Origin of the sequence: Pediococcus acidilactici DSM 20284, assembly GCF_000146325.1 — a bacterium.
Taxonomy (GTDB): Bacteria; Bacillota; Bacilli; order Lactobacillales; family Lactobacillaceae; genus Pediococcus; species Pediococcus acidilactici.
Genome location: NZ_GL397067.1, coordinates 1908856 through 1930562 on the forward strand (window position 1 = coordinate 1908856; position 21707 = coordinate 1930562).

Annotated in this window: 20 protein-coding genes; 3 read left to right on the forward strand and 17 right to left on the reverse strand. The window is 43.9% G+C overall.

Annotated features, from left to right (window positions below):
* The first annotated feature begins 71 nt into the window (after nucleotides 1-71).
* Nucleotides 72-947, forward strand: a complete 876-nt coding sequence (locus tag HMPREF0623_RS09065; RefSeq protein ID WP_004166793.1) for an alpha/beta hydrolase — start codon at nucleotides 72-74, stop codon at nucleotides 945-947.
* Between the two features lie 296 nt (nucleotides 948-1243).
* Here HMPREF0623_RS09065 and HMPREF0623_RS09070 read toward each other — a convergent pair whose 3' ends face one another.
* The 12 genes from HMPREF0623_RS09070 to HMPREF0623_RS09125 all read right to left on the reverse strand — a co-directional run bounded on the left by HMPREF0623_RS09070 (nucleotide 1244) and on the right by HMPREF0623_RS09125 (nucleotide 12364).
* Nucleotides 1244-2680, reverse strand: a complete 1437-nt coding sequence (locus HMPREF0623_RS09070) for a DHA2 family efflux MFS transporter permease subunit (protein WP_004166795.1) — start codon at nucleotides 2678-2680, stop codon at nucleotides 1244-1246.
* 253 nt (nucleotides 2681-2933) lie between these two features.
* Nucleotides 2934-3386, reverse strand: coding sequence for a universal stress protein (locus HMPREF0623_RS09075; protein ID WP_002830192.1), 453 nt, complete (start codon nucleotides 3384-3386; stop codon nucleotides 2934-2936).
* Nucleotides 3387-3400: 14 nt separating this feature from the next.
* Nucleotides 3401-3880, reverse strand: coding sequence for a universal stress protein (locus tag HMPREF0623_RS09080; protein ID WP_002830967.1), 480 nt, complete (start codon nucleotides 3878-3880; stop codon nucleotides 3401-3403).
* A gap of 138 nt (nucleotides 3881-4018) precedes the next feature.
* Entirely contained in the window at nucleotides 4019-4531 is a 513-nt protein-coding gene (locus tag HMPREF0623_RS09085; protein WP_002830194.1) for a TetR/AcrR family transcriptional regulator, read from the reverse strand.
* 9 nt (nucleotides 4532-4540) lie between these two features.
* Nucleotides 4541-5392, reverse strand: coding sequence for a 4-(cytidine 5'-diphospho)-2-C-methyl-D-erythritol kinase (ispE, locus tag HMPREF0623_RS09090; protein ID WP_002830195.1), 852 nt, complete (start codon nucleotides 5390-5392; stop codon nucleotides 4541-4543).
* A gap of 347 nt (nucleotides 5393-5739) precedes the next feature.
* Nucleotides 5740-6045, reverse strand: a complete 306-nt coding sequence (locus tag HMPREF0623_RS09095) for a Veg family protein (protein ID WP_002830196.1) — start codon at nucleotides 6043-6045, stop codon at nucleotides 5740-5742.
* Between the two features lie 126 nt (nucleotides 6046-6171).
* Complete coding sequence (rsmA, locus tag HMPREF0623_RS09100) at nucleotides 6172-7065, reverse strand: 16S rRNA (adenine(1518)-N(6)/adenine(1519)-N(6))-dimethyltransferase RsmA (RefSeq protein ID WP_002830198.1); 894 nt, start codon at nucleotides 7063-7065, stop codon at nucleotides 6172-6174.
* Nucleotides 7049-7618 carry a ribonuclease M5 gene (gene rnmV, locus HMPREF0623_RS09105; protein ID WP_002830966.1) on the reverse strand — a complete coding sequence of 190 codons (570 nt, stop codon included), beginning with the start codon at nucleotides 7616-7618 and terminating at the stop codon, nucleotides 7049-7051. Before rnmV ends, rsmA begins: the two co-directional genes overlap by 17 nt.
* Nucleotides 7605-8387: a TatD family hydrolase gene (locus HMPREF0623_RS09110; RefSeq protein ID WP_002830200.1), complete on the reverse strand. Its 783-nt coding sequence runs from the start codon at nucleotides 8385-8387 to the stop codon at nucleotides 7605-7607. The genes rnmV and HMPREF0623_RS09110 overlap by 14 nt, the downstream gene beginning before the upstream one ends.
* Before the next feature lie 280 nt (nucleotides 8388-8667).
* Nucleotides 8668-10692: a methionine--tRNA ligase gene (gene metG / locus HMPREF0623_RS09115; RefSeq protein ID WP_036671466.1), complete on the reverse strand. Its 2025-nt coding sequence runs from the start codon at nucleotides 10690-10692 to the stop codon at nucleotides 8668-8670.
* A gap of 79 nt (nucleotides 10693-10771) precedes the next feature.
* The gene (locus HMPREF0623_RS09120; RefSeq protein WP_004166800.1) at nucleotides 10772-11620 is read right to left on the reverse strand and encodes a DUF72 domain-containing protein; all 849 of its coding nucleotides are present in this window, start codon (nucleotides 11618-11620) and stop codon (nucleotides 10772-10774) included.
* 78 nt (nucleotides 11621-11698) lie between these two features.
* The gene (locus HMPREF0623_RS09125; protein WP_004166801.1) at nucleotides 11699-12364 is read right to left on the reverse strand and encodes a hypothetical protein; all 666 of its coding nucleotides are present in this window, start codon (nucleotides 12362-12364) and stop codon (nucleotides 11699-11701) included.
* Nucleotides 12365-12506: 142 nt separating this feature from the next.
* Here HMPREF0623_RS09125 and HMPREF0623_RS09130 point away from each other — a divergent pair, with 142 nt between their 5' ends.
* On the forward strand, nucleotides 12507-12698 hold the full coding sequence (locus HMPREF0623_RS09130) for a PspC domain-containing protein (RefSeq protein WP_004166802.1): 192 nt from the start codon (nucleotides 12507-12509) through the stop codon (nucleotides 12696-12698).
* A gap of 163 nt (nucleotides 12699-12861) precedes the next feature.
* Here HMPREF0623_RS09130 and HMPREF0623_RS09135 read toward each other — a convergent pair whose 3' ends face one another.
* The 4 genes from HMPREF0623_RS09135 to trpS form a co-directional block, all read right to left on the reverse strand.
* Nucleotides 12862-13818, reverse strand: coding sequence for a hypothetical protein (locus HMPREF0623_RS09135; RefSeq protein WP_004166803.1), 957 nt, complete (start codon nucleotides 13816-13818; stop codon nucleotides 12862-12864).
* Nucleotides 13811-15037, reverse strand: coding sequence for a hydroxymethylglutaryl-CoA reductase, degradative (locus tag HMPREF0623_RS09140; protein ID WP_002830208.1), 1227 nt, complete (start codon nucleotides 15035-15037; stop codon nucleotides 13811-13813). The genes HMPREF0623_RS09135 and HMPREF0623_RS09140 overlap by 8 nt, the downstream gene beginning before the upstream one ends.
* The gene (locus HMPREF0623_RS09145; protein ID WP_002830210.1) at nucleotides 15034-15972 is read right to left on the reverse strand and encodes a Ppx/GppA family phosphatase; all 939 of its coding nucleotides are present in this window, start codon (nucleotides 15970-15972) and stop codon (nucleotides 15034-15036) included. Before HMPREF0623_RS09145 ends, HMPREF0623_RS09140 begins: the two co-directional genes overlap by 4 nt.
* Before the next feature lie 650 nt (nucleotides 15973-16622).
* On the reverse strand, nucleotides 16623-17645 hold the full coding sequence (gene trpS / locus HMPREF0623_RS09155) for a tryptophan--tRNA ligase (protein WP_004166805.1): 1023 nt from the start codon (nucleotides 17643-17645) through the stop codon (nucleotides 16623-16625).
* Nucleotides 17646-17992: 347 nt separating this feature from the next.
* Here trpS and helD point away from each other — a divergent pair, with 347 nt between their 5' ends.
* Complete coding sequence (gene helD, locus HMPREF0623_RS09160) at nucleotides 17993-20278, forward strand: RNA polymerase recycling motor HelD (protein ID WP_004166806.1); 2286 nt, start codon at nucleotides 17993-17995, stop codon at nucleotides 20276-20278.
* Nucleotides 20279-20521: 243 nt separating this feature from the next.
* On the opposite strand, the gene HMPREF0623_RS09165 is transcribed toward helD, so the two are convergent.
* On the reverse strand, nucleotides 20522-21682 hold the full coding sequence (locus HMPREF0623_RS09165) for a cation:proton antiporter (RefSeq protein WP_002830215.1): 1161 nt from the start codon (nucleotides 21680-21682) through the stop codon (nucleotides 20522-20524).
* Nucleotides 21683-21707 lie beyond the last annotated feature (25 nt).

Below are 21707 nucleotides of genomic sequence, written 5' to 3' on the forward strand. Positions count from 1 at the left end.
ATCCACAATTACGGATATAATGTGAACAATTCCAAATCCATTGAGAATTTCACAATGTTAAGGAGAATTTGATGAAAAAAATATTATTAGTTTTATTGGGATTGCTGATTATCGCAACTGGAATAGTCTACTTGACGGGTCCGCATCGTTCATCAACTACCGCAAAATACGTTCAGTCCACCACTCCAACGTTATTTGTCCACGGATGGGGAAGCAGCTTTCACGCCGAAGAAAAAATGGTGGACGCAGCTCGCCAAGCCGGAGTAACTAATACCGTAGTCCGCGCAGACGTTGCTAAAAATGGCCAAGTTACGTTTAATCATTCCATTCCCGCGGACGCAATTAACCCCATTGTGGAAGTTAACTTAGCGGATAACAAACTGACGGCAAATAATCACCACGAAGATTACGTTAGCGGATATCATCGTGGCGGCGAATACATTAAACAAGTTGTCGTTGCTTTAGAAAAACAGCATCATTATCACTCAATCAACCTAGTTGGACATTCGATGGGAAACCTTGAAATCATCAATTATCTCAATGATAATTTGCACAATGCCAAGCTTCCTCAGGTTGCTCACTTGGTAGCAATTGCGGGACATTACAACGGGCTGATGGGTGAAAAGAAGAGTGAGCAAGCCACCGTTAACCAGGCTACTGGTAAGCCAAGCTGGATGGCCCCTGCTTACCGAGAATTGCTTAACCTGCGCAAAAATTTTCCTACTTCAACTGCCGTACTTAATATTTATGGCGATTTAGACGATGGCAGTCATTCTGACGAAGCCGTGCCGGTAAATTCTGCTAAGTCGCTAAAATATTTAGTAAGTCCTCGAGCTAAGTCATACACGGAGCTTGAAATCCATGGAAAAAACGCGCAACACAGCAAGTTGCATAACAATGCCCGGGTTAACCGCGCGTTGATCAAGTTTTTATGGCAAAAGAAGTAGTGGTCATTTTTAAGCACCCTGACCCACTAATCTAAGAAATCGGCTAACGCAAAAAATGAGAGTGGGACAAAAGTCTCTAAACAAAAAAACGGTTCATGAGGTAAAACTTCCTCATGAATCGTTTTTATTTTGGTGTTTTGACTTCAATAGAGCCACAACGTGTGCCAAAAGTCAGTTTGTTCCGCTTAACCAAAAATTGGCCATCATGCCCAATTCAGGCATCATGGTCAATTTTCAGTTAATGCTCGCAAACTACCCGACTTTTGTCCCACTCTCATTTTTAGTGGCTCAATTACTTATTTTTCAGCATCCTTAGCCGTAGTAATTCTCAATGAAGCTAATAAGCCAACCACAATTAAAGCAATTGTAAAGTAAAATCCGTAATGAGTACCGTTCGTAAATGCTGCACTCAAGTGGCCGCTGCCATGGTGATTTTGATATACCGTTTGGCCAATTCCCAACAAACTAGTTGCCAAGGCCGTCGCAATCGCACCTACAATTTGTTGCATAGTGTTCATGATGGTACTTCCATCACCAGATTGTGCTCCCTGTAATGAATTCAACGCGTACGTTTGCGCAGGTGACATTGCTAACGGAGCGCCGACCATCAAAATTACGTGTGCTGCAATTAAATAAGCAATTGACGTATGGGTGGTGGTGAATATTAGCATTACCGCACCTACCAAGGCAATGATCAAGCCTAAGCGTACCGGAGTCTTTGCGCCTACTTTATCATAAAGCCGACCAGCGACCGCAGATACCAACGCGTTGATGATACCACCAGGTAACATAATAATCCCTGTTAAGGCAACTGGTAGTAACAACCCCCGTTGAATGTACATTGGCAACAAGTACATTGCCGACAAAATAATGCCAAAATCTAACATTACTAAGACTGCGCCAGTCCGGAAAGCCGGAATGGCAAAAATCTTTAAGTTAAGGACTGGTTCAGCAAGGGCAAGTTGCCGCTTAACGTAAAGTGCTAAGACGATAATTCCGACAATTAACGAGCCTAACACTAGCGGAGAAGCCCAACCTTGTTCACTGGCAAAGCTGACTCCCATTACGATCCCAGAAAAACCAATAATTGATTCTAGTAGGGAAAGGACGTCGACCTTAGGCTTCGTCAATTCACCGACGTTCTTCAAACCAAAAATCGCAAATAGTAACGCAATTACTAGGAATGGCACAAATGCCCAGAAAATCCAATTCCAAGACAACTTAGCTAAAATCAACCCGGTTAACGTTGGACCAATTGCTGGTGCAAACATAATCACCAAGGCACACATTCCCATTGCCGCACCCAGTTTGTAAGGTGGGAAAACTTGCATTGCCACGGTAAACATCATTGGCAAGATCAAACCGGTCGCGATTCCTTGAATCATGCGCCCAACCAATAACATTGGAAAGGCTGTTGATAACGCAGAAACTACCGCTCCGACGATAAACGCCAACAATCCAAATATAATAATCTGGCGGGTAGTAAACCATTTCGAAATTAAACTCGAAAATGGTAATACGATTCCGATTACCAACATGTAACCCGTTACTAACCACTGGATCGTACCAGCAGCGACGTTTAAATGGTTCATTAATTGTGGTAAGGCAATGTTTAACGAAGTTTCGCTAAACATTCCTACGAACGCGCCAATCATCATGCTTGCCATGACTATCATGGGATGAGCAACTGGAACTCTAGCTTGCATCATGCCATTGTTTTCATTTTGTTTCATTTAAAATCAAACCCTCTTTCTTTCACGTACTCTAGTTGTTTTAAGTACCCTATCTAATGACGCAACTAGATTACTATAGCAGAAAGAAAATTTTTTCGTAAGTTTTTTCTTGAAACTTTGTGAAAACCACGCCTCATTGTTCTTAAAACACAAAAAGAGTCTGCAGAGAACATCTCGCAGACCCTTTATTTACTCATTTAATTAGTTATTCATCGGTTTCAGAAATCGCTAGCACCTTATTGAAAATAATGGTTTAACGGACCACCAGTACTGAAATCGGCGCGTATTTAGCCATGTATGACGCTTGCGAGCCAAAATATTTGGCCATGCCCGTCTTAGAAGAGGAGCCAATCACTAATAAATCCGGGTTAACTCGCGGAATTACGTTTTTGACAATCGTTTCGCCGGCTTCTCCTTCGGCAATGTAAGTTTGGACCTTCTTGATTCCAAATTCAAGCGCAATTTTTCGGTAGTCTTGCAAATGTTTTTCTAGCTCGGCCCGTTTTTGGGTAATAAAGTTTTTATCCAACGCCTGGTAAATATTAATGTCGTTTTCTTCAATAACCGTTACCAAGTCCAATTCAGCATCATCTTGTTTAGCCCGGTTCATTGCAAACCGAAAAGCTAATTGCGCGTCCGGGGAATCGTCTACCCCGACTAAAATTTGACTGAATCTTCTTGGGTTCAATTCCCGCGTACTACTCATCTCAATTCCTCCTGTTATACTTCCTTAGCAATCGTGAAATTATCCATTTTGGTGCGAACCAGCAAAACATCAACTGGCGCAATGCGAACTACGTAATCAGCTACCGAACCGAGCAGCGTTCGTTGCAAAGCGTTCAGGCCGGTCGACCCGATCATAATCAGGTCGGTTCCTAACTTCTCTGGCAAATCAGTGGCCACAACGGTTTTCGGATCGCCGGCTTCCACGTATACGTCAATATCAGTAAAGTGGTACTTTTGCTGAATTTGTTCCTTAATGTTATCGACATATTCCTTAGCTCGGAGGAGGGATACTTCGACGTAATTCATGTTAGTACCCATATGCCCATAAATATCCATAAAACGTGAGGACTGAATAACGGTAACCACGTCTAAATGTCCATGGTTCCGCTGAGCCACCGAAATTGCTTTTTTCAGGGCCCATTCACTATTAGCAGAGCCATCAATTGGTACTAAGATCTTTTTATACTCGAGCATGTCCATCACTCCCATAATTTATGTTTCTATTATAGTAGATTTCCTACGATAGCGCTACCAATCCCCCATAGCAGAACGAGTTCCGTTCCTTATACCGTTGCCATGTTCTTCAACCAGTTTGGCAACTATGTAAATACGCTACCTTAAGAAGCGATGGGCAACCATTACCATTTCTTGGTTTGTCTGCACGAGTCCATCCTTCACCCATTGCACAACCATTTGACTTAAGCCGCCAGCCGCAAAATTAACCCACATTACGGGGATGTCCGTCCGTAGTTTGAAAATTCCCTTTTCAATTAGATCGGTTAGGTAAAAATGCAATTTATTATACAAGCGGTCGTTTAAATCAGCATCGATTAAAATTCCGATATAATAAGCATTTTTCCGACAAACTGCAAAGTAAGCCTCCAAGAAGGCACTAATATCGTGATTAGGACGGGTCATTAAGTAGTTAAAAAATTCCGTAAATATTTGGTCAATTTTATAATCAATGATTTGGTCCTTAGATTTAAAACTTCGGTAGTACGACATCCGCGAAACTGACGCAGTTTGGCAAATGTTACTAACTGATATGCTGGCTAACTCATTATCCTTTAACAACTCAAATAACCCGTCGACAATTTTCTTTTTTGTTGCTTCATGATTAGCCATTTCTATCCCTCACAAAATTCTCACTAAATATACTTCATGACAAAAACCCTTTAAGCTGTTAACAATATGTTTAGCCCGGGTCGACTTGGAACAAATTCCAAACACGGTCGGGCCGGTACCGCTCATTTGCGCTGCGTCCGCCCCGAATTGTTTAATTTTATCCTTAATTTTTAGTACTTCCGGATGTTCTTTTCCGGTTACTTGTTCTAAAACGTTCCCCATATAACGACAAATACTATCATAATCCTCGTGTTCAATCGCGTCGAGCATTAATTTAATATTTGAGTGTTGTAAAGTTTGGTGTTCAATTTTACTAATAATATGGGGCGTGGAAACGCTAAGCTTGGGCTTGGCAATTACCACCCACATTGGGGGCAGCTTTTTTAAGGGAATCACCTTTTCACCTTTTCCCAAAACGTGTGCCGTATGCCCATAGACGCAAAAAGGAACGTCCGAATCGATGGTCAACCCAATTTTAGCCAACTCTTCGTTATTTAATTTTAAATCCCACAGCTGGTTCAAACCGCGCAATACCGCTGCTGCATCTGAAGAACCGCCACCTAAACCGGCCGCTACCGGAATGTGTTTTCGAATCTCAATGTTCACTCGCGCGCGGATTTGATACTTTTCTTGCAAAACTCGGGCTGCTTGATACGCTAAGTTCCGACTATCGTTAGGTAAAAAACCAGTATTCGTTCGCACCTTAATTCCCGTGCGCCCTGGAATACTTTCAATCTTGACATAGTCCGCTAAATCAACCGACGTCATAATCATGTTCCATTCTGGTAAACCATCGGGATGATTGAATGGCGTGTCTAAAAAAAGGTTCAATTTAGCAGGAGCTTTCTCGGTGATTTCCATTTACTCCACCCGCTTTGTTTACTTTTAATACTGATTATACTAGAAAATTAAACAAAATAAAAAAGGGTGTTTAACACAAAGTGAAACTTTACCCTAATTATTAGCAAAACACGATAACTAAATAGTTACAAACCAAGCCGTCATGTGTAACTTGGAAAAGCCGCGCCCCCAAAGTTCTGGGAAGTAATTTATTCTCTAATGTCTACTACATAAAAAAACGCAAAGTCATTAATGACTTTGCGTCCGCTACTGTTTTGGTTAACAGCCCGTTTCCACGCTTAAGAACCGCGTGATTTAGCTTTAATTAGCTCCTTCACCACGGTTCACCAAGTTTTATTAGCTAGAAGTTACTCTGCATCAAATTCTGCTTCGTCTTCTTCATCCTCGATGTCTTCGGCGGCTTCTTCACCATCAGTTTCATCGTCAAAGTTTAGTTTGATGTTTCTAGTTAAAATGTCTGTGTAACTGTACGACACACGTTCGAAGGAGTTCTCGTCTTGATCCAAATCAACTACGAAAACGGCTGGGTATGTCATGTGCAATCGTCCACGCCGTTTGGTAACTTTCTTGCGGCCAGCCTGAGCGACTACCAATAATTCTTCCCCGATACGATTATCGAGTTTATCTTTTATTGTAGCTAGTGTGATTGGCATTAACTTCACCTTCCCATGTGAAACATTCTATCATAGTTTCACAAAAGATGCAATTTTACCACACCAACAATTGAATATCAACGCTTTACATTTAGTTTTTTTGTGCTTTATTTCAATTAAAACGGTTTATTTACGCTTTAGTCCGACAGTTTGAATTTGGTTGTGTAAGTTGATGAAGTCAACCACCGTTAAACGTTCTGGCCGAATGTGCGGGTCAATTTCCAACTCGTCTAATACGGACTGAATTTTTTCTTTAGTTTCCGGTGCCTTGCCGTACAACCCCTGCATGTTATTCCACAAGTTCTTTCGGCGGTGCATAAAGCATCCGTGCACCGTTTTGAAGAAGTCACGGTCGTCTGCAGGATAAACTGGCCAATCTTTGCGAGGCGTTAAACTAACAATCGCAGAATCCACCTTAGGCTGGGGGACAAACACCCGGGCAGGAACCGTGAACTCTACCTGAGTTTGCATGCGGTATTGCACCACGACGGATAACGAACCGTATTCCTTATCCCCAGGCTGCGCGGTAAGCCGGTCGGCAACTTCTTTTTGCATCATCACCACCATTTTTGCGATTGGCAAGGAGCTTGCCATAAACGATTTTAAGATGGGGGTGGTGATATAGTACGGCAAATTAGCCACTAACTTAATCGGATGCTGTCCGTCGAAATGCTCCGCAACCACTTCGTTAACGTTAACTTTAAGTACGTCTTCGTTGATAATCGTAATGTTATCGTACGGAGCCAGCGTTTCATCTAGAACCGGAATTAAATTTTGATCAATTTCAAAGGCTAAAACTTGGTGGGCCCGTTTAGCAATTTGTTCCGTAAGGCTCCCAATTCCCGGTCCCACTTCGATCACGTCGTCGCCATCGTTAATTTCGGCCGCATCCACAATGTTAACCAACACGTTGGGGTCGGTTAAAAAGTTTTGCCCTAAGCTTTTTTTAGCGGATAGGCCATATTTTTCTAAAATCGCCCGTGTCCGAGTGGGATTCCCAATCTCAATCTGATTCTTCATACTTTCCTCCGTCAATTTGTTGAACTGCTTGTTCAAAATCACTTTTAGCTACCTGAAATAATTGCAACCTTTTTGGTAGTTGCTTTGCGTTTACGTATCCAATTCCTAATATTTCGCCCAACTTAATTCGGCGTTTTTTAGCCTCTTTTCCCACAATTAATCCAGCTTCCATTAAGTCGTCCTGAGAAATTTGAGGCAACGCTTCGTCATCTTCCGTATAAAGATGCTCTAATGCATGCCGAATTGCTTCTGGACTAGCGTGTTCGACCCCTAGACTACCCTTGTGGTCGGGAACGGCATCACTGCGCTTTAAGAAAGCATGTTTAACGTTAGGTACTTCGGCCGCGATGGTTTTACGAATTTTTTCACCTGAAAAATCAGGGTCGGTAAACACAATTACTCCCCGCGTTTCTTGCAACTGCTGAATTTGTTCAATCGTTTCCTCAGACAGCGCCGAACCCCGGGTTTCCAAAGTATCCGCGTTGACCGCTAAACTAATTCGTTTGGTATCGTCTTTTCCTTCTACTACAATTACTTCTTTAATTTTCTTCATTTTCAATCCCATAAAGTTTACATGTATTTTCAAAAGTTGCCTTTGCTAATTCGTCTGGATCCATGTCCCGATGGCGGGCCAAAGCTTCTAGGACGTATAGCGCGTAGGCCGGCTCGTTTTGCTTGCCGCGTAAAGGCTCCGGAGCTAAGTACGGTGCGTCGGTTTCCACCATGATCCGCTCCAACGGTACTTGGCGAACGGCTTCGTGCACTTCCTTAGTCTTCTTAAAACTCGCCACTCCGCTAAACGAGATGTTTAATCCGAGTTCCAAAAATTTTTCCATCCAAGCAACGTTCCCATTGAAACTGTGCATCACACCCTTGATTGGGTGCGTGCTGGCATTCTTTAAAATTTCGTAGGTATCTTCCATCGCATCTCGGTTATGGATGGCAATCGGTAAATTACGTTCTTGGGCGATTTGGATTTGTTCCGTAAAAACCCGCCGTTGTGTTTTTTGGGGCGACGTATCCCAATGATAGTCTAATCCAATCTCTCCCAAGGCCACTACCTTAGGATTTTTCAACTGTTCCAATAACGTTGCTCGCTCGGATTCATGGAAATCTTTTGCGTCTTCCGGATGCCATCCCACAATCGCGTAGGTGTGGGGATATTTTTCGGCTAATTCTAGAGCCCGTTGGTTTAAAACTGTGTTGGACCCGACTTGGGCCGTAGCTTTAACCCCTAACTTACGCGCGTGATCCAGGTACGTTTGCTCGTTTCCCCAAAAAGCTTCGTCATTTAAATGAGTATGTGAATCAAAAATTTTCATCTTGATTGCCTCCCCAACTTATCAAATCGGGCTTAACGCCCCGTTACTTAATAGCAAAAAAGCTGGGGTGAACAACGTTTTTCCCAGCTTCTTCGCATTTCACTTATCAATTCCAGATTCTTAGGATAAACACAGCGGAAGTGGCTGCCTTGTCGAAATCGGCTCCAGTCCCCTAGCTTCTTCCGGTTAACCAAATTATCTAATCAATCGCTTAACCCGCGATTAATTAGATAATTCCGTTAATCCTCAAGAGCTACCCGGGTTACTCCGCCCTCTGGTTTTATCCCAACACATCTCCATTTTCGTGTTTTTCGTCCACCATTACCACGTTTACTTGGCCATCGCGTTCCGTCGACAAAATCATTCCTTGACTAATTTCGCCGCGCATCTTTCTTGGCTTCAAGTTGGCAACGATCACTACCTTTTTACCCACTAATTCTTCTGGGTTTGGATACCATTGTGCAATTCCGGACAAAATTTGGCGTGGTTCTTCATCGCCCGCATCTAATTTGAACTTCAATAACCTGTCAGCGCCCTCTACGTGGCCCGCTTCCAGAATTTCTGCTACCCGTAGTTCAACCTTATCGAATGCTTCAATGCGAATTTCTTTTTTAGCTTCGTTTACGTTTTCTTCCGTAGCCTTTGCTTGATTTGCTTCTGCCATTGCTGCCCGTCCCTTCTTTTTGTCTGATTGGGTCATTTGACCCTTCAAAAATGCCGCTTCTTTTTCAATATCTAACCGAGGAAAAATTGGCGTTCCCTTTTCTACCACCTTAGTGCCGGCTGGAATTTCGCCAAAGTGTAAACCTTGAAGTTCCATCGTTGCCGGATCCAAACCTAGTTGGCCGAAAATCTTCGCTGGTGATTGCGTCATCACCGGTTGAATCAAAATTGCGATAATCCGTAAGCTTTCCGCAAGGTGGTTCATTACGCTAGCTAATTTTTGTTTTGATGCTTCATCATCGTTACGCGCTAGAATCCATGGCGTAGTTTCATCAATGTACTTGTTTGAACGAGAAACTAACTTCCAAACTTCAGCCAATGCGTCACTAAAGTGCATGCTTTCCATTAATTCTTGATAATTTTTAATGGTTTCTGCAGCAACCTTTTCGAGGTCCGCATCGACTTCGTTAACCCCGCTTTGGAACGTAGGAATTACGCCGCCTTCGTACTTGTTAATCATGGCAACGGTCCGGTTCAATAAGTTCCCTAGGTCGTTTGCCAAATCAAAATTAATTTTAGAAACAAAGTCTTCTGGTGTGAAGTTTCCGTCGTTACTGTAAGGCATTGCCTTCAATAGGTAATAACGAAGTGCGTCTAACCCGTATTTCTCCACGATGGTTTCGGGATAAATCACGTTTCCCTTTGACTTGGACATCTTGTCATCCTTCATCAATAACCAACCGTGGCCGTAAATTTGTTTTGGCATTTCTAATCCCAACGCGTGCAACATGATTGGCCAGTAAATAGTGTGGAACCGTACGATTTCCTTACCAACCATGTGTACGTTAGCCGGCCAGTAACGTTTAAACAAGCTGTCATCGTCACTACCGTAACCTAACGCGGTGATATAGTTAGAAAGTGCGTCGATCCAAACGTAAATTACGTGTTTAGGATCATTTTTAACGGGAACTCCCCACTTGAAGCTCGTCCGGGTCACCGCTAAATCTTCAAGACCTGGCTTAATGAAGTTGTTGATCATTTCGTGCATCCGGCTTGCTGGTTGAATGAAGTCGGGATGTTTTTCGTAATAATCCAGCAACCAGTCCGCGTACTTACTCATCTTGAAAAAGTACGATTCTTCCTTAACTAATTCAACTTCGTTACCAGAAGGTGCTTTACCACCAATTACCTTGCCATTTTCGTCACGGTAAACCTCAGCTAATTGGGATTCAGTGAAGTACTCTTCGTCAGAAACGGAGTACCAGCCTTCGTACTCGCCGAGGTAAATGTCGCCTTGGTCAAGCAGCTTCTGGAAGATGTATTGAACGGACTTTTCATGAGCTTCATCGGTAGTCCGAATGAACTTGTCGTTGGAAATTTCGAGTAATTTCCAAAGTTCTTTAATCCCCTTGGCCATGTCGTCTACATAAGCTTGGGGGGTGGTGTGTAGAGCTTCCGCCTTTTGTTCAATCTTCAAGCCATGTTCATCAGTACCGGTTAAAAAGAAGACGTCCTTGCCTTGTAACCGTTGAAAACGGGCTTCTGCATCGCAAGCAATCGTGGTATAGGAATTACCAATGTGCAATTTGCCGGATGGATAATAAATCGGTGTTGTAATGTAATAAGTATTATTTTCTGCCATCATGGTTCCTCAATTCTAGTCTAAAGATAATTACTGTTATTGTACCATATAGCACGCGGAAAAATGGGCGCTTCCCGGGCTAAAATAAGTCTAACTGCATTGGACCAAGCCCCGTAAAATGAATTCCCAGGAGCTGTTGCAATTCTTTGGCGTTGGCTACCGCATCGTGATTACCATTGTTGTTAAAAATCACCATAACGTCTTGAACTGATTCCGCAACCGCCTTGATGGATTCTGCCAACTCTTTTAGTTCCGCAGACGAATACCGGTAGTTAGTCCGTTCTCGTCGCCAGTTCTTGCCGCTGCTAAACCAACCACTAGCGTTACGCCCGTGTAGCCGGAAAAACGCCTGTTTTGCGCTGGTGACTTGTAAAACAAACGGCATCCCTTGGTTCCCATCAAAAGGCTCGTCCACCGTCACGTTAATCATTTTTAAGCGTTGTAAATAAGATAAGGTATCTTCAGTCACCGCATCGGTAAACCAACTAGCATTACGGAATTCCACGGCAATTGGCAGTTGCCCCATCATTTGACGAACCTCGAATAAATAACGAATATTTTTCAGTTCGCAACGAAACGACGGTGGAAACTGAAAAAGTACCGCAGCTAATTGATTAGCTTTCACTAAGGGTTGCATGACCTTATAAAAATCGGTGAACACCATCCGCCGCTCGGTAGTTAAGTAGTCTTCGTCAACTACCCCATCATGAAGCGTCATCGCTTGGTTAGCCTTAAAAATGAACCGAAACTGTTCTGGAACTTGATGCTGCCAGTTAACCACGTTGGATAAGGAAGGGGGCGCGTAAAAGGAGCTGTCCACTTCCACCAATGGAAAGTGTCCCGCGTATTCCGTTAACGTGGCTTTATCCTTTCCTTCCGTTGACAACGTCGGATGGTCCGTCCACGTACTTAAACCAATTTCTATCATTTAAATTCCTTTCTAAATAAAAAACTGAAATTCAAATCCAAAAGTTCACGGTTAGTTTGATTTCAGTTTTATTAATATTTATTTAAAAACCACCAAAAGTGTCGATAAAAGCACCATTACTAAATTAATTGTCATTAAAAGCACGTCCAGCCACCGGCCTTCCACGCGGTGACGAATTGGCTTGATCAAAAAAATTAATAGTCCGGCGTAACTAATCGCTACTAATGGGGCCCACAGCCACATCCCCAAAATACCAATTAAGAAAAGACCGCACCCAATTTTTTCAGCTTGTGACAGGGGCCAAATTGGATCGTGTCCAACCATTTGCCGCCCTTGTGTTTTTGCGTTCGTTAATCGCCAGATGTCATAAATCTTGGCAACGATCGTGATTAAAGTTGCTCCAAACAAAATCGTTCCCGCTGTTTCACCAGCTGCCGTTTTGCTAAAAAAACTAAAGCCGATTGCACAAGCAAAAACTACTAAAATGCTCATAAAGAGTCCCACGAATTCCCTAGTCTCCGAAACCTGCTCGGTAACCGATTCTTTGCTCGGGGTTAACCACCGGATTTTTAAAATCATATGGATCAATGCGTACGCGACTGCTCCGACCACAATTAACGAAAAAAACAGGATGGTCCAAAAATCAATCTTACCTACTAACATGCGAAACATGAACAAGAATACCGCCAATAACGAAAGTATTCCAGCAATGTTTGCCGTAATTCTCCAACCTTTTTCACTCATTTTTAAATGTCTCCAATTTTACACATGGAATCAGTACCTAATAATTCTACCATTTAATTTTCTGCCTAGCTATCGGGATTCATCTTTCGCGTTTTTCTTACCTAAATGTTATATAATGTAAGAAACGAAATGAGGTGAGCACATGAATAAACGGCTGTATAAATCATCCACCGATCGGGTAATCAGCGGCGTAATTGGTGGCTTTGCGGAAACATATAACGTGGATGCCAACCTATTACGGATTATTTACACTGCAATCACCGTCTTTTCCGGTTTCTTCCCGGGTCTCATCATCTACCTGGTGGCTATGGTAGTAGTTCCCGAAAAACCATAATTTATTAACTTGAAGTAAACCCAGAAAAACTTAAAAGTTTTTCTGAGTTTTTATTATGCCGCTATTCTTGCACTGCACTGCGTGACGTTTAAAAACTGCTCTCCACTTAAAAACTCTGGTTAACGTCAACGACCGCAACCAGAGTTTTGAGTTAATGATTAAATTAGCGAGTGGTGTACGGCATCTTAATTTCGTCAAAGAAATCCTTTACGTTTTTTGCGTACAATTCCCGGAAATACTCGTCACTAGGCTTATCCTTTGGCGTAGGGACTACGAAGGCGTTTTGTTGGTCGCCAATTCCTAATCCTACAAAGGCCCGGGTGTCCTGAGCTTTTTCGTGCAATTCCGAATGGTAAATTTGGAATAATTGTTTAACGGATAACCGTAATTGCCGTTCGCTAAACACGCTGCCCAGCGTAGCAAATTCTAGAGCATGAAGTTCTGGCAAGCCCCAGTCTTGAAGTTGTTGATCCACCATCGTAAATGCCTTAACTACTTTTCGGTGCAAGTCAAACGGGCTAGTGATGCTGCGCTGGTTTAGTTCCGCCATCATTTTTTGGGCCTTTGCAAACGTGGTTGGATAATCCGCGGTTAACTGTGCTTCATAATCGCTAAGATGGTCGCCATAAAAATTAATTGCGTCCATCATCATGATCAAGCGAATGGCGCTAAAGCCATCTACTTTGCCATCCGTTTCGGGTTCCACCGCGTCTTGAATTCCCTTCAAGAATTCAGCTTCCACTTGTTCATCAATCAAGTCGTGACGCCGCTGCTCATCAACCACCACTTCGTGGGCAATTACGTCGTAAAGCTCCGTAATTAAAAACATTAATTGCTGGTCGGTTTCCTTTTCCCCAGTCGTTAAACCAAAGTATAGTTGCGGAAATCCTTTTAATACCATCAATAAGTGAATAAGCTCGTGAGAAGCCGTGTAGTTAGGCGCGGTAATGTCGTCTACCTTAATTAACATTTTTCCCGGCTCGTGGAATTGTTGGGCTTGGTCGTGCCGAACGAATCCGGCCTGTTGGTCACCAAAACTTAAACGGACCTCCCCCGGGAAGGTTGCGTTAACGGCTTCTAACAGTGATTTTACTTGGTCATTAACTTCTACGTTACTCATCAAGATCCTTCTTTCTCATTTGTTCAATAATTTTTTGGGCGTGAGCGGAATCAATCCGCGGCTCTTTTAATAACCGGGGCACCGCCTCGTTTAATTTAGTTGCGGGCAATCCGTGTTCTAATAACAATGATTTTGCCTGTAGCCGCATATGTCCGTGCTGAATTCCTTCAGTCACGATGGCTTTGAGCGCCGCTAAATTCTGGGCGAGCCCAACTGCCCCAATCACTTCTGCAAGTTGGTTAGCACTATCAATTTGAAGCAATTCGAGGTTTAGTTGAGCTTGCTCATTAATTCCAATCGACCCACCGACCGTAGCAACCGGCAATGGCACTACTAATTGGCCTTGTAATTGCTGATCAACAATTTGCCAGGTGCTTAGTCCCCGGTACTGCCCATCACGAGCTGCAAATGCGTGGGCACCACTTTCAATAGCCCGCCAGTCGTTCCCCGTAGCCATCACCACGGCATCAATTCCGTTCATGATTCCCTTGTTATGGGTAGCTGCCCGGTACGGATCAATCTGGGCAAATTCACTTGCATCAGCAATCTTTTGGGCTACCGCAGAATCGATAACCGTTTCCGGAATCGTACAAGTAACCGTGGTCAGCGCCTGGTCAGCCAGGTTAGATAAAATTGCCATCTCTACGGCGATTCCTTCCATCTCAAATTCCGTTTTCAAAGCTTCCAGCATGGTGTTAATGGTGTTAGCCCCCATTGCTTCCTTTGTATCCACTAGCAAATCCACGGATAGCTGGGTAGCAGACAGCGGGCGGGGCATGATTTTTAGCGCGCCGCCTCCGCGTTTTTGCATCGAAGGATGGGCAGCATTGGCCACTTCTAACAGGTGCTTTTGGTGGTCAACCACCCATTGGCTAACTTCAATGCTCGTTTTCGTATTCATCAATAATTGGCCGCGCATCAGCCGCTTACTATGGGCTTGAAATCCGCCAGCTTGGCAAACTAACTTGGCTCCGTTGCTAGCTGCCGCAATTACGGAAGGTTCCTCGGTGACCATTGGAACCACGTGCTCACGTCCGTTAACTTTAAAATTCACCGCAATTCCTTCCGGTACTCGGAAATCAGTTAAGTAATTTTCGATTTGTTGCTGCCGTACAGCGTCAATTGGCAATTTTGCTAACGTAGCCACCCCTACGCCAGTCACTTCTGACAATAATTCCAACTGGGCTTGCCGGCTTAACCGATGGTATCCTTCAATCATAAATTAACTCCCTTTACATGTTGGTTAATGTATTCTGAAATAATGCCTTCCCGTACGCCACTTTCTGAAAAGATTACCCGGTCCGAGTCAATCATCTGAAGTAGCATCACCAATGGTAACACCCCGCCCACGATAATGTCGGCCCGAGCCGTTTCCAAACCAGCAATTTTTTTGCGATTTTCCAGATTACGGGTAATCAAAGAACGGAAAGTGCGGTTAATTGCTTCTGTTTTTAGCCGATAGCCGTGAATGTTGTTCACCCGGGCAATTTTTTGCCGACAGCGGTTGATCCGAGCTAACGTCCGGTTCGCGCCCCCTAGCAAAACTACCGGTTTATTAAACGCGTCCATAATCCACCAAACGTCGCGGAGCTGCTTATTAACAAACATTTCGGCGGAAAATAAATTATCCCCACGAATCACGTTGCTTAAGTGGAACCGTTCTGAAAGCGATACTGCCCCGATTGGAATGCTGATCATGTTCCGCGCCTTACCATTGTGCACGTCGATTAACTCACAACTGGCCCCTCCGGTATCCAGTACCAAACAGTCCTTGACCTCTAGTGAATTAATTACCCCCAGATAGTCGTAGTAGGCTTCGTCATCTCCCGATAAAACCTCTAATTTTATTCCCGTTTCGCGTTGAACGCGTTTTAAAAAGTCTTTTTGGTTACGGGCCATCCGCACCGCCGCCGTGGTAATCCCGCGAACTTCAATTCTCGGGTACTCTTCATAAATTGCTTTAAACCGGTGAAGTGCTTCAATCGTCCGGTTGATTGCTTGCGGTCGAAGCAAGCGTTCGCGTCCCATACCTTCAGAAATTCGGGAGTCTTCTTTAACCCGCCTGATTTCCCGGAACGTGCCTTCATCCGTAATCGAGTTAATGGCCATCCGTACCGAATTCGACCCTAAATCGACAATTACTAAATTTTTCATTATGGGATCCTCATTTAATTGATATATTCATTTTTTATTTTACCATTCCCAATGGTTGAGCGCGTTAAAGAGTTGGCAAAACTAGTAAAACCTTATCAATTAACGTTCCTTAAGTACTATTAAAAATTAGGTCCGGCTTTTCTTTAAGAAAAGAAAAACAAAAGCCCTTCCGGATTTAAAAAAGCGAGCCCCTTTTTCAATGGATTGTCTTTAGTAATGTCGAAACGTGCTCCAGAACTCAATTTCTTCCGGTTAACTAAATCAAGGCCTCAATCACCCAAACCGTGATTAAGGTCTTGATTCTGTGCTTTCCTGCTGCATAGTCGAAACGTGTTTTCTGCCCCAACTTCCTCCGGTAACCAAATTAGGGCCTCAATCGCTAAAACCGCGATTAAGGCCCTTGATTCTGTGCTTTCCTGCCGCATAGTCGAAACGTGTTTTCTGCCCCAACTTCCTCCGGTAACCAAATTAGGACCTCAATCGCTAAAACCACGATTAAGGCCCTAATTCTGTGCTTTCTTGCTGCACAGTCGAAACGTGCTCCAGAACTCAATTTCTTCCGGTTAACTAAATCAAGGCCTCAATCACCCAAACCGTGATTAAGGCCTTGATTCTGTTAATCCTCGGAAATTCCCGAGTTCTTCCGCACTCTATTTTTTAAAATAATTCAACCCAATTGCTTCCCGCACCTCGCTCAAGGTTTGGTTCGCAATTGCATTTGCCTTTTGGCTTCCCTCTTCGAGAATTTGGTAAACTCCCGCAAGGTCGGCCGCGTAACTTTCCCGGCGTCCCCGGATTGGTTTCAATTCCGCTTGGAGAACTTCGTTTAAGTAACGTTTAATCTTAACGTCGCCTAACCCACCGGCTTGGTAATGATCCTTCAATTCTTGAACCTTTTCCTTATCTGGATCAAAAATGTCGAGGTAGGTAAAGACCGTATTACCTTCAATGTGTCCGGGATCCTCTACGCGAATGTGTTGTGGATCGGTGTACATTGACATTACTTTCTTTTGAATCGTGTCCGCGTCGTCTGCCAAATAAATGGCGTTGTTCAACGACTTAGACATCTTAGCATTTCCGTCTAAACCAGGGATCCGCCCCATTCCCTTTGGTGGGAAGTAGCCTTCTGGTTCCACAAGGACGTCTTTACCATAGATATTGTTAAAGCTCCGAACAATTTCGCGAGTTTGTTCCAGCATTGGTTCTTGGTCATCTCCAACCGGCACCGTATCCGCCTTAAACGCAGTAATATCTGCCGCTTGACTAACTGGGTAAGTCAAGAAACCAGCTGGAATACTTTGGCCAAACGCCTTTTGTTTAATTTCAGTTTTAACGGTCGGGTTGCGTTCCAAACGTGAAACACTAACCAAGTTCATGTAGTGTTGGGTAAGTTCACTAAGCGCTGGAATTTGTGATTGAACAAAAATGGTCGATTTTGCTGGATCGATCCCTACCGCCAGATAATCGAGCGCTACTTGAATAAGGCTATTGCGGATCTTTTCAGGGTCCCGAGCGTTATCCGTGAGCGCCTGCATATCAGCAATCATGATGAAGGTATCGTAATTCCCCGTGTTTTGAAGTTGGACCCGATTTTTTAGCGAACCCACATAGTGACCAATATGTAACTTTCCGGTTGGCCGGTCGCCGGTCAAAATAACTTTTTTGGCTGTCATTTCTTTTCCTCCAATAACTTAATTTAATAAATAAAAAAACCTATCATTCAAAATTTGAATAATAGGACGAAATCTCGCGGTACCACCTAAATTGTGACTTTTCTATAAAGTCACCGCTCACTTGAAAGATAAGGGATTTCGCCCTACGTAACGTAACTAATCCATTTCGCTTGCCGTGGGATTTTTCAGCAATCCTCCCTCTCTGTGCTTGGCTTACTACTTCTATTCCATTCTATAGGAATTTCACTAACCTTGTCAAAAAAATCTCCCTTAATATCCTTTAGTTTGACTTTCCCGGAAATGGCCCCTAAAATGGTTCAAGCACTAAAAGGACGGAGGTAATTCAGGTGGACGAGCAACAGCAAGAACAACAACGCGTCGATTTCGTAGTTGACCAGATTGGCGCCCAGAAAAAGCGGACGGAAGATCTGTACGAAAAGGCCCATCACGAAACTAGCAAGGTAGAAAAGAACTATTCGCAAAACGCTAAGGTCAACTTGATTGAAGCCGACGACCGGATTGAAACGGAAGCGGAAATTCAGCAGCAAAAAGGTTTGGTTGCCCGGGCAGTGGAAAACGAAGCCATTTTAAAACGACAAATCAACTCCTTAACTGAATTACAGGATTCGCCTTACTTTGGACGCATTGACATTCAAGATCCTGACGAAACCACGCCGGAATCACTATACATCGGCGTGGCCTCCTTTGCCGACCAAGACGGCGACTTTTTAATTTACGACTGGCGAGCGCCCATTTCCAGTATTTATTACAACGGAACCCTCGGAAAGGTCAAATACGAAACTCCGGCGGGTCCCATGGAAACCGAATTAACTAAGAAGCGGCAGTTTACCATCAGCCACGGTGAAATCACCCACATGTTCGATACTAACGAAACGGTTGGTGACGAACTATTGCAGCAGGCGCTCGGTGAGCAAAATGACGAATACATGCGCAACATCGTGGCCACCATCCAAAAGGAACAAAACGACATCATTCGGGACGTTCAAAGCGACCTGCTCGTTGTTCAAGGGGTTGCCGGTAGCGGGAAGACTTCCGCAATCCTGCAACGCATTGCCTTTTTACTTTATCATAGCCGAGCTTCCCTTGACGCGGACGAGATTGTCTTATTCTCGCCTAATAAACTGTACAGTCGTTACATCTCCGACGTGTTGCCTAGTTTAGGGGAACGTAACATGCGCCAGCTTACCCTGGCCGAATTTCTTAACCGGCGTTTGGAAGGACTCAACGTCCAAAGCCTGTTTGACCGTTTTGAAAACCAAGTTAGCCAAACTGCGGAAGAACAACGGATTATTTCATTTAAAGAAAGCCAACGGTACATTGAGTTAATTCAGCAATATGAAGACCAACTCACCCCGGAAAATATTAAATTCACCGACATTAATTATCAAGGGGCGCCTTTCTTTAAAAAAGAGCAGATTCGCGAAATTTTTGCGAGCTTCCCTGCATCCATGAGCAACCGCGAACGGATTTTACGAACTAAAAACCAACTAGTTAAGTTATTAAAGGCCCGGATTGATCAAGAAGTTTCTGCGGACTGGGTGCAAACCCAGCTCGACCAAATCAGTGACGAAAAATACCACGAAATTGTGGGACGTCGCCACTTTAACTCCTTTGATGAAGAAAATTATTTCATTGGCCGTCACTTAGTTACCAAGGCTTTTGAAATTATCGACGATGCCATTTTTAATAACTACTTTATTGATGTTTACGCCCAGTATGCGGATTTCTTAAGGCAGCTCCCATCTTCTGAAATTGACGGCGCTGCAGCGGCCACCACCTTCAATAACGACATTGAATTGCATCATGTACGTTTAGAAGATGCCGCTCCGCTAATGATGTTACGGGATTTGATCACCGGAAGCGGTACCAATCGCAAGTTTCAGTACGTCTTCATCGATGAAATGCAGGATTATTCGGTTGCCCAGTTAATGTACCTCAAGCACGCCTTTCCGAAGGCCAAGTTTACGTTGTTGGGCGATAGTGAACAAGCTTTGTTCAAGGACGTTACCAAACCTGCCGCTTTACTTGAAAAACTTAAGGACGCATTTGCCGTTCATCGGGCCAACCTGATCACCCTTAACCGCAGCTACCGATCCACCGCGGAAATCACTAAATTTGCGGCGGCCCTACTACCCGACGGTGATAAAATTCAACCCTTTAGTCGACATGGTAAATTACCCGAAATTACGGTTACGGATACCCTTTCCGAGGCCATTACCGCAGTGAAACAAATTTGCCAAGCCGAATTGCAAGATTATGGGACCGTCGCTATCCTAACAAAAAACATGCAGGAAAGTACTCAAGTTGCGGAATGGTTGCATGATTTAAGACCTAGCCTGCTAACCGACGGTGACCGCTCGTTGCCTAAGGGAATCGTTGTATTACCCATTTACCTAGCGAAGGGGTTGGAATTTGATTCGGTAATTGCCTACGACGTTTCGGAACAAAATTACCCCGAAAAATTATGGAGGGGCACCCTGTACACGATTGCTTCCAGAGCCATGCATCATCTCAATTTGGTAAGCATCGGGAAGGTTAGCGAAATTATTACCCAGATGAAGGAAGAAGGCTTTAGCATAAAAAGAGTGTGGAATTCTTCGGGGAAGCTCTAAAAATTAAAAAGACAAAGCTGAGAAAAACGAAAAATCTCTGGGGTTTTGACTTCAATAAAATCAAAACGTGCGCCAGAAGTCAGTTTGCTCCGCTTAACCAAAAAGGGGCTGTGACAAAAGGCTCTAAATAAAAAACGATTCATGAAGTTAAACTTCATCATGAATCGTTTTTATTTTGGCGTTTTGGCTTCAATAGAGCCAAAACATGTGCCAAAAGTCAGTTTGTCCCACTCTCAATTATATTTACCGTGCCATCGCGCGCTTATTGTACTTGATCGCATCTTTTAAAATGAACGGTGCAATCAACGTTACCAGCACAATTACCAACACAATTGCGGAATAGTATGTTTCACTCATTAAGTGCTCTCCATACCCAATTTGCAGGGTAATTAGCGCCATTTCGCCCCGGGAAATCATCCCGGCACCAATCACTCCGCTACTGGTTACGTCAAAGCCGGACAGGTACGCACCGGCGCCGCAACCTAGTAACTTGGTCAAGGTCGCTAAGACCGTCAGGGTGATAATCAAACCGATTACCGACTGCAAGCCCGCAAACGACATCGAAAGCCCTACGCTAACGAAGAATACTGGAATAAAAACGGCGTAGCCAATTGGCTCAATGCTTTCATTTAACTCATCATTTTCGTCAGTCAACGAAACGGCAACGCCGGCAAAGAATGCCCCGATGGCGCCGCTCAACCCAGCTACGTCTGCTAACCAAGCCAGTCCTAGGCAAATAATGATCGACATTACTGGTCGGGCAGCGGTAATGTAAAGACGATCCGCCGCTCGCATTAACATCGGCACCAACCATTTCCCAATTACGTACACGGCAATGAAAAATAGCACTTGGTAAAAAAGCGCGCCGCCCAAACTAGTCTTTGAGCCGCCGCTCGAACTAGTTAAGGCAATCATTACCCCTAATAACAATACGCCAAGGATGTCATCAGCCACTGCTGCGCCCAAAATCGTCGCTCCCTCTTTGGTATTTAGAGTTTGGTACTCCTTCAACACCTCTACCGAAATACTTACCGAAGTAGCCGAAAAAATCACCCCAATAAAGAGGGCTTCCATTGGGCTAACCCCGAAGATCAAACTCGCGCCGCCTACCAGAGCAATTGGTAAAATTACCCCCATGACGGCAACGACCAGCGCTGGCTTAATATAGCGCTTTAACATCTTCAGGTCACTTTCTAACCCGGCTAAAAACATCAGAATAATGACTCCGATTTCGGAAAACACCGCGGTGATTTCGTTACTGTGAATTACCCCTAAAACTCCCGGTCCTAAAACAATTCCCACCAGTAATTGGCCAACTACGGCAGGAATGCCAATCCGTTGTGCAAAGTGGCCCGCTAACAGCGTCAATCCTAAGATTAAAACGAGGACGCCCACGAACTCCATTAAATCACGATCCTTTTCTTAAATT